We start from the raw sequence: 6,535 nt of genomic DNA on the forward strand, positions 1-6,535 counted from the left end.
GAGAAGATGCTTCAGGAGCGGTATGCCCCCCGTACACAGACTCTTACACATAACTCTTGACACGACCCTACCCGATGTAGAGGATACCCTCGTTCTGGCGATTTCGAGCCTAGGACGCGTAGTGGTGTTTCCACTTGAGGAGCAAAACTCTAGGCCCCAGAGTGCCTTAGAGATAGCAGAAAGGCACACGATCGGTTACGATTTGGGTGAGCTCGGAGGTATCATTGGCCATCCCTACAACCACCTGCTGTACGTCACACAACCAATTCAAGGAACTATAATTGCCCTAGATCCGCAGGAATCTAGAAGCTATGCATTTGATCCCCCGGTTGTGAGGGGCTTGCCCTCTCCGACTTGCGTGCGCTTCACCCCAGATGGGGAAAAGATGCTAGTTTGCTCTCCCACAAATGGGGTCGTCTGGGAAGTAACAGGCTTCTCTTCATGACAAGCGTCCTCTAATGCTTGTGGCCCCGCTCCTTGCTCTGGAAGCCTTCCGCCTCTTCGGGGCGGGGTTCTTCTACTTCGCCCACGCCGCCCTCACCGCTCTTGGGGCCTTGAGCCCCCTAGAGGCGAGCTCAGCCCTGGCCTTCCGCCTCCTGGCCGAGCCCCTCTTCGCCCTCTACGGGGGGCATCTGGCCGACCGGTGGCCTAGGGGAAGGCTCCTCCTCCTGGCCGCCTTGGGCCAGGGAGGGCTCACCCTGGCCCTCCTCCCCCTCCTCAGCGCCCCCTCTCCCCTCCCCCTCTACTTCTTGGGCTTCCTCTTCGCCTTCCTGGAGGCCCTGCGGATGGTGGCCGCCGGGGCCCTCCTCGCCGACCTCCTCCCCAAGGAGGCCCTGGCTCGGGCCCGGGGGCAGCTGGGGGCCTTCTATGCCGCTGCCGACGCCCTTTCCGATCTGGCCGCAGGTCTCCTCTTCACCCGAAGCCGCCCCTGGACCGTCGGCCTGGGAAGCGGGCTCCTCTTCCTCGCGGCCGGGCTCTACCGCGCCCTTCCCCTGCCCCCAAGATCCTCGGTGAGACCAGAGGGGGGAAGCCTCTTGGGCTTGCGCTTCCTTTGGGAAAGCCCCTCTCTCCGTCCTCTCCTGCTCCAGGAGGCCCTCCTGGGCCTGGCCTACGCCTTCTTCGCCGGCCTCCTGCCCTTTGTGGTTCTGCGGGGCCTGGGGGAGGCCTCCTGGGTCCTGGGCCTCCTGGGCGCAGTCCAGAGCCTCGGGGGGGCCTTGGGAGGGCTCCTGGTAGGGGCGGTCCTGGGGCGGTTAGGAGAAGGAGGTACCCTGAGGCTCGCCCTGGGCCTCGCGGGGCTAGGCCTCCTGGGGACCGCCCTACTTCCCCCCTGGCCCCTCCTCGCGGGTTTGACCTTTCTCCTGGGGGCTGGGGGCGCCCTCTTCGGCGCGGTGGCCGGGGCGGTGCGCCTGAGCCAGGCCCCCCCGGAGCTTCGGGGCCGGGTGGCGGGAGGCTTTCTCTTCCTGAGCGGAGCCCTGGCCCCCTTAGGCCCCCTCTTAGGCGGGGCCCTGGCGGGGGTGGCCCTCCCCCTTCCCTTCCTCCTGGCCGGAGGGCTCCTCCTCGCCCTCGCCCCCTGGGCGGGAAGGGGGTGGCGGTGAGGGGCCGGTACCTCCTGGCCGAGTCCCTAGGCGTCTTCGGGGGGAGCCTGGCCTTCACGGGCCTTGGGCTCCTCCTGGGCCTTGAAGGAACGACCTGGACCCTGGCCCTCTTGGCCGCTCTCCCCTACCTCACTCTGCCCCTGGACCTCCTCGCCGGCCTCCTCCTGGACCGGTTGGACCGCAGGACCCTCCTCCTCGCTGGGGTCTGGCTTAGGGCCGGGATCCTGGGCCTCCTCGCCCTCCTTCCCAAAGAACCCCTCTTCCTCCTCCCCCTGGCCTTCCTCTTCCAAGCCGTCTTGGCCCTGGACCTCCCCGCCTGGCATGCCCTCCTGGTCCGCCTGGCCCAGGGCAGGCTAGAGCGGGAAGGGGGGAGGCTTCAAGCGGCCCAGCTCCTCGGGGACGGCCTGGGGGACCTCCTGGCCCCTCCCCTCCTGCTCCTGGCCAAGCCCCTACCCTTCGCCCTGGGAGGCCTCCTCCTCGCGGGGGAGGGCCTTCTCCTCCGGGACCTCCCCGCCTACCCGCCCCCACGGGCGGCGAAGGGGGAGGGTCTTACCTTGAGGGCCCTTCTCGCGGGGCTCGCCTTCCTCCTCGAGGACAGGCGGCTCCTTCCCCTTACCCTCTACGCCCTGGCCCTGAGCTTCCTCTCCGGGCTAGCTCTGGCCCTCCTGCCCCTCCTGGCCCTGGCCCAGGAGACGCCCCCTGCCCTCTACGGCCTCTACCCCTTGGGCCTCTCCCTGGGGGGCTTCCTGGGAAGCCTCGCGGCGGGGAGGGTAGGGCCTTGCCTGGGGATTTGGGGCGGGCACGGGCTGAGGGTCTTGGGGCTTGCCCTCCTCCTCCTGCCCTTTCCTTTCGGGCCTCTTGGCGCTTTCCTTGTGGGCGGGGGCGGTGCCTTAAGCGGGGTCCACCTACGGGCCTACCGGCAGCGCCTCGCGCCGGAGGCCCTCCTGGGCCGGGTGCAGGCGGGGGCGGTGGCCCTTCTCTCCCTGGGGAGCCTCCTCGGCACCCTCCTGGCGGGGGGCTTGGGAACCCTTGGCCCCCGGGTGCCCCTCCTTACCGCCCTCCTGGGCCTCCTTCTCCTCCTGCCCTTGGCCTTGGGGCCCCTGGGGTGCGGGCGGCTCCTCGCCTTGAGGGAGGGGAGGTCCCCGTGAGGTTTCCTTTGCATAACGCGCCTCTCTGGGCCGAGGCCCTGAGCGACGTCGGGGCCTCCATTGGCTTTAGTGCCCTCGCCCTGGAAGTAGCCCGCACGGGGGAGGCCTTATGGGTGGGCTTCTTCGCCGCCTTGGGGTACCTCACCCTGGGACCCCTCCTCTTCCTCAGTCCTTGGGTGGAGCGGCAGGGCCTGGCCCGGGCTCTCCTGGAGTTGCGCCTGGCCCGGGGCCTCCTGTTCCTCCCCCTTCCCTTCCTGCCGCGGGAAGCCGCCCTCCTGGTCTTCTACGCTTACCCCCTTATGGTCCTCACCGACCTGGCCATCGTGGCCTGGGAAGGCCTCCTGGTGCGGAGAGGCCGGGACAGGCTGGCGGAAAGGAGCGGCAAGCTCTATGCTGCCTGGGAGGTGGGGGGGCTGGTGGGGGTAGGCCTCGGCCCCGCCCTCTTCGCCCTCCATCCCGCCCTCCCTTACCTCCTTGCCGCCGGGATCCTCCTCCTGGCCTGGGCCCTTCTCCGCCCCGCCCTCACGGGGGAGAAGGGGGAGAGGGAGGAGGCGACGAGGCCCGAGGCCTTGGTGCAGTCCCTCCGTCGCCTCCTGGCCCATGCCCCCCTCAGGCCCTATCTCCTTCTTTCCCTCCTCTTTACCCTGGCCCACGCCCTCACCACCGCCCTTCTGGGCCTTCTGGCCCTCCGGGCGGGCACCCCGGAAGCCCTCTTCGGCCTGGTCTTCGCGCTGCAAAGCCTGGGGTACACCCTGGGAAGCTACTTTGCCGGGCGGGTCCCACCGGCCCTGGCCTTTAGGCTAGGCCCGCTAGGGGCAGCCCTCGGGGGGATGGGCTTTCTCCTGCCCTTTCCCCTCCTCCTCGCCGCCCCTCCCCTCTTAGGCCTGGCCGTGGCCCTCCTCAGCACCCACCTGCGGGCGGTGCGGGGCTGGCTCCTGCCCAAGGAGGGCCTGGCCCCAAGTTTCGCCGCCATCCGCGCCCTCCTCTACGGGGCCGGGGCCCTGGGGGGCCTGGGGGCGGGGGTCCTGGGCAAGGGGAATCCAACCCTGCCCCTCCTCCTAGGAACCTTGGGATTCCTGGTCCTTCTTCCCTTCGCCCTAGGACCCCTGCACCCTAGGCGACTGGAGGCCTTAAGGCAAGAAGAAGCAGAGTAGGAATCTTGGACAAGGAGAATCTACCCCTTCTCGTTTTTGGCCCGTTTCCGGCTAGCCTGTAGGCGTATGACGCTGGCCCTCCTCCTCTGGCTGGAAGCCTTCCGCCTCTTCGGGGCGGGGTTCTTCTACTTCGCCCACGCCGCCCTCACCGCTCTTGGGGCCTTGAGCCCCCTAGAGGCGAGCTCAGCCCTGGCCTTCCGCCTCCTGGCCGAGCCCCTCTTCGCCCTCTACGGGGGGCATCTGGCCGACCGGTGGCCCAGGGGAAGGCTCCTCCTCCTGGCCGGGGGGCTCCTCCTCGGCTTCGCCTCCTGGGCGGGAAGGGGGTGGCGGTGAAGGCAGGCTAGTACGGACACTTAAAGCCCCGGCCCCGGGGGCGGGCAGTGGGGGGCGAGGCATTGGGGAAGGACCCCAGAGCCCCCGAGTAGGGCGAGGAGAAGCCACAGGAGCCGCACACCTGAAGGCTACCCCGGCCCATGTAACCTCCGCGTAACGCCCTAGAGTCTTTATGAGAGCTTCCTGAGTTACGCGGGCGTTACCTTCCTCTTGCTACCCTGAGGCTAACCCGGAAGGGGGTGGAGGCGATGCTCAAGGACGTGCAGGAGGTCAAAGCCGTCGGCCGGACGCGGCGGGTCCACGTGAGGCCCTTCGCCTGGAATTCAAGAGTGCCCTTGGCGCTCCTGGTCGTTCTCTCTGGTCTTTTTGCGGGCTGCGGGCGGGGAGCGGCAACCGCAACGCCTTCCCAATCCCCCGATCAATCCGCTGCCTGGATGGAACTCGCCCCCGGAATCCGGTACCGGGAGGGGGAGGGGAGGGTTTCCCTGGATATAGCGCCACCTCTTTTGAGCGAGGAAAGCGTGCGGAAGTTCGCTGAATACGCCCAGGGAAGGATGGCCCAAGCCACCTCCGAGGAAAAGGCATTCTGGGAGGAACAGCTGCGCTTTGTGAAGGAGCAGCAGGCTCTTTGGTCCGACGAGGAGCTTGTGGTAAGCGTCCTGGAAAGGGCCTTCTTGGAGAGGATCCCTCTCCCCCTGAAGGAACCGCAACGCCAGGAACTTAGGGCGAAGCTGGGGGAAATTGTGGGGCAGATGAAACGGTACGGTCCGGAGAACCTCCCTGGGGGTGGAGACTTCCAGGGTTTGCCCCCGAAGCTCAAGACCTCTGATGGGGGAATGGTGGTGGGTCTGGATACTTTTCCCCTCCTGGTCCAGCACCTGGGCCCCCAGTCCCTTTTCCCGTCCTGTAGCTTGGCGGCCTCGGCCATGCCCACCACAGCCTCTCCTGGGGCTAAGGCCTACGCTTTCGCCAGCTGCTCTACGGGCAGCATCATCTGGGGCCAGGTGGAAACCCGGACCAGCGCCAAGGCGGCAAACGACTGGCCTCCACCCTGCTACGACTCGGGTTGGCCCACTTCCCAGTGCATGAGTGTGGCCTACGGAAGCACGGGGTGCTACAGCTCAGCCTGGGCGGGGTACTATTACCAGTGGACAGATCTTAGGCTTTACTCAAGCAGGCGTTCTTCGTCCAACTCCAGGTGTTTTTAAACGTGCAGGCGAGGCGGAGCCGGCACCTCGGCCCTGCACGGGCTAGGGAAAGGAGGTGAGGAAAGATGCGGTGGATTGTAAAGCCTTCCCGGGTGCAGCCCTTGGGTGACCCGGGTTGCGGTGGAAGGATGCCCGCGCCCTGCCCTCAAAGATAATAGGGCTAATGTAGCCAAGTCCTGGATGGCAGCAGGCTACCAGGTGCCAAGAAACTTCCTGCTGCCATCCACATCTTTAGCGAGGTCTGCATGCTCTGGCCGCTTTGGAGCGAGTTCCTGCTCTCTTGGGCCCGAACCCGGCGTTACTGGTTCAACACGCTGGCAAACCTGGGGGGGAGCCTCCTCTACTTCTACGCAATCCTTTTGGGCTTTAGCCGGCTTACCCCCGAGGAGGCCCGCTTCTTGGACCCAGGCCCCCTGCTTCTGGTCTTCACGGCCTTCAACCTCACCTTGTTCACCTTCCAGTCCATCGCCTACACGGTCCAGGGCGAGGCGCAACTGGGGACCCTGGAACACATGGCCCTGGCCCGGGGAGGCCTCCTGCGCCAGCTCCTCCTTCGGGCCCTGGTGCAAAGCCTATTCGGGGTTCTCTGGAGCCTTTTGGTCCTCCTACCCTTGGCCTTGGCCTTCGGCGTGACCCTAGGCCCCCTGGCCCGCTGGCCTTTGGGGTTCTTGCCCCTTTTCCTGGCCGCCTTGGGCTTCGGCCTCCTCATGGGGGCCACTGCCTTGTACTTCAAGCAGGTAGACGAGTTTTTCACCATCGTCCAGTTCCTCTTCCTGCCCTACTTCTTTTATCTGGTCCGGTTTGAGCCCTGGATGGCCCACCTGCCCTTCGCCCCCGGGGTGCACCTCCTGCGGCTTAGCCTCTCAGGGGCGGAGGCGCCTTGGGGCCTGTTGGGCCTGGCCCTCTTTCAAGGGCTCCTCCTCTTCGCCCTGGGGCTTTGGGCCATGGCCTACATGTACCGCCTGGTGCGCAGGCGGGGTATATTGGGGAGGTTCTAGGAGGTGTGATGCTCTGCTGGCAACTCTGGAGCGAGTTTCTCCTGGAGTGGAACCTGACCAGGCGCTACTGGTTTGACACCCTGGCGGGGCTTCTGGCCT

Annotated in this window: 6 protein-coding genes and 1 pseudogene; all 7 read left to right on the top strand. The window is 66.8% G+C overall.

Going from position 1 to position 6,535, the window contains the following annotated elements; all coding sequences use genetic code 11:
• Positions 1-445: pseudogene (locus L0D17_RS12735) on the top strand (hypothetical protein); the annotation flags it as partial.
• A gap of 13 nt (positions 446-458) precedes the next feature.
• Complete coding sequence (locus tag L0D17_RS12740; RefSeq protein ID WP_243095646.1) at positions 459-1,595, top strand: MFS transporter; 1,137 nt, start codon at positions 459-461, stop codon at positions 1,593-1,595.
• The gene (locus L0D17_RS13680; protein WP_135260244.1) at positions 1,592-2,743 is read left to right on the top strand and encodes a hypothetical protein; all 1,152 of its coding nucleotides are present in this window, start codon (positions 1,592-1,594) and stop codon (positions 2,741-2,743) included. Before L0D17_RS12740 ends, L0D17_RS13680 begins: the two co-directional genes overlap by 4 nt.
• Complete coding sequence (locus tag L0D17_RS12750; protein WP_243095648.1) at positions 2,740-3,897, top strand: hypothetical protein; 1,158 nt, start codon at positions 2,740-2,742, stop codon at positions 3,895-3,897. The genes L0D17_RS13680 and L0D17_RS12750 overlap by 4 nt, the downstream gene beginning before the upstream one ends.
• Before the next feature lie 66 nt (positions 3,898-3,963).
• Positions 3,964-4,230 carry a hypothetical protein gene (locus tag L0D17_RS12755; RefSeq protein ID WP_018112300.1) on the top strand — a complete coding sequence of 89 codons (267 nt, stop codon included), beginning with the start codon at positions 3,964-3,966 and terminating at the stop codon, positions 4,228-4,230.
• A 248-nt stretch (positions 4,231-4,478) separates the two neighbouring features.
• Positions 4,479-5,438, top strand: a complete 960-nt coding sequence (locus L0D17_RS12760) for a hypothetical protein (protein ID WP_243095647.1) — start codon at positions 4,479-4,481, stop codon at positions 5,436-5,438.
• 245 nt (positions 5,439-5,683) lie between these two features.
• Positions 5,684-6,436: an ABC transporter gene (locus L0D17_RS12765; RefSeq protein ID WP_015717245.1), complete on the top strand. Its 753-nt coding sequence runs from the start codon at positions 5,684-5,686 to the stop codon at positions 6,434-6,436.
• Positions 6,437-6,535: the final 99 nt, after the last annotated feature.

The organism is Thermus thalpophilus (assembly GCF_022760915.1).
Taxonomy (GTDB): Bacteria; Deinococcota; Deinococci; order Deinococcales; family Thermaceae; genus Thermus; species Thermus thalpophilus.

Excerpts from the sequence above, each read along its gene's own strand:
- L0D17_RS12765 (WP_015717245.1), top strand. The coding sequence starts at position 5,684 with ATGCTCTGGCCGCTTTGGAGCGAGTTCCTGCTCTCTTGGGCCCGAACC.
- L0D17_RS12760 (WP_243095647.1), top strand. The coding sequence starts at position 4,479 with ATGCTCAAGGACGTGCAGGAGGTCAAAGCCGTCGGCCGGACGCGGCGG.
- L0D17_RS12740 (WP_243095646.1), top strand. The coding sequence starts at position 459 with ATGCTTGTGGCCCCGCTCCTTGCTCTGGAAGCCTTCCGCCTCTTCGGG.
- L0D17_RS12755 (WP_018112300.1), top strand. The coding sequence starts at position 3,964 with ATGACGCTGGCCCTCCTCCTCTGGCTGGAAGCCTTCCGCCTCTTCGGG.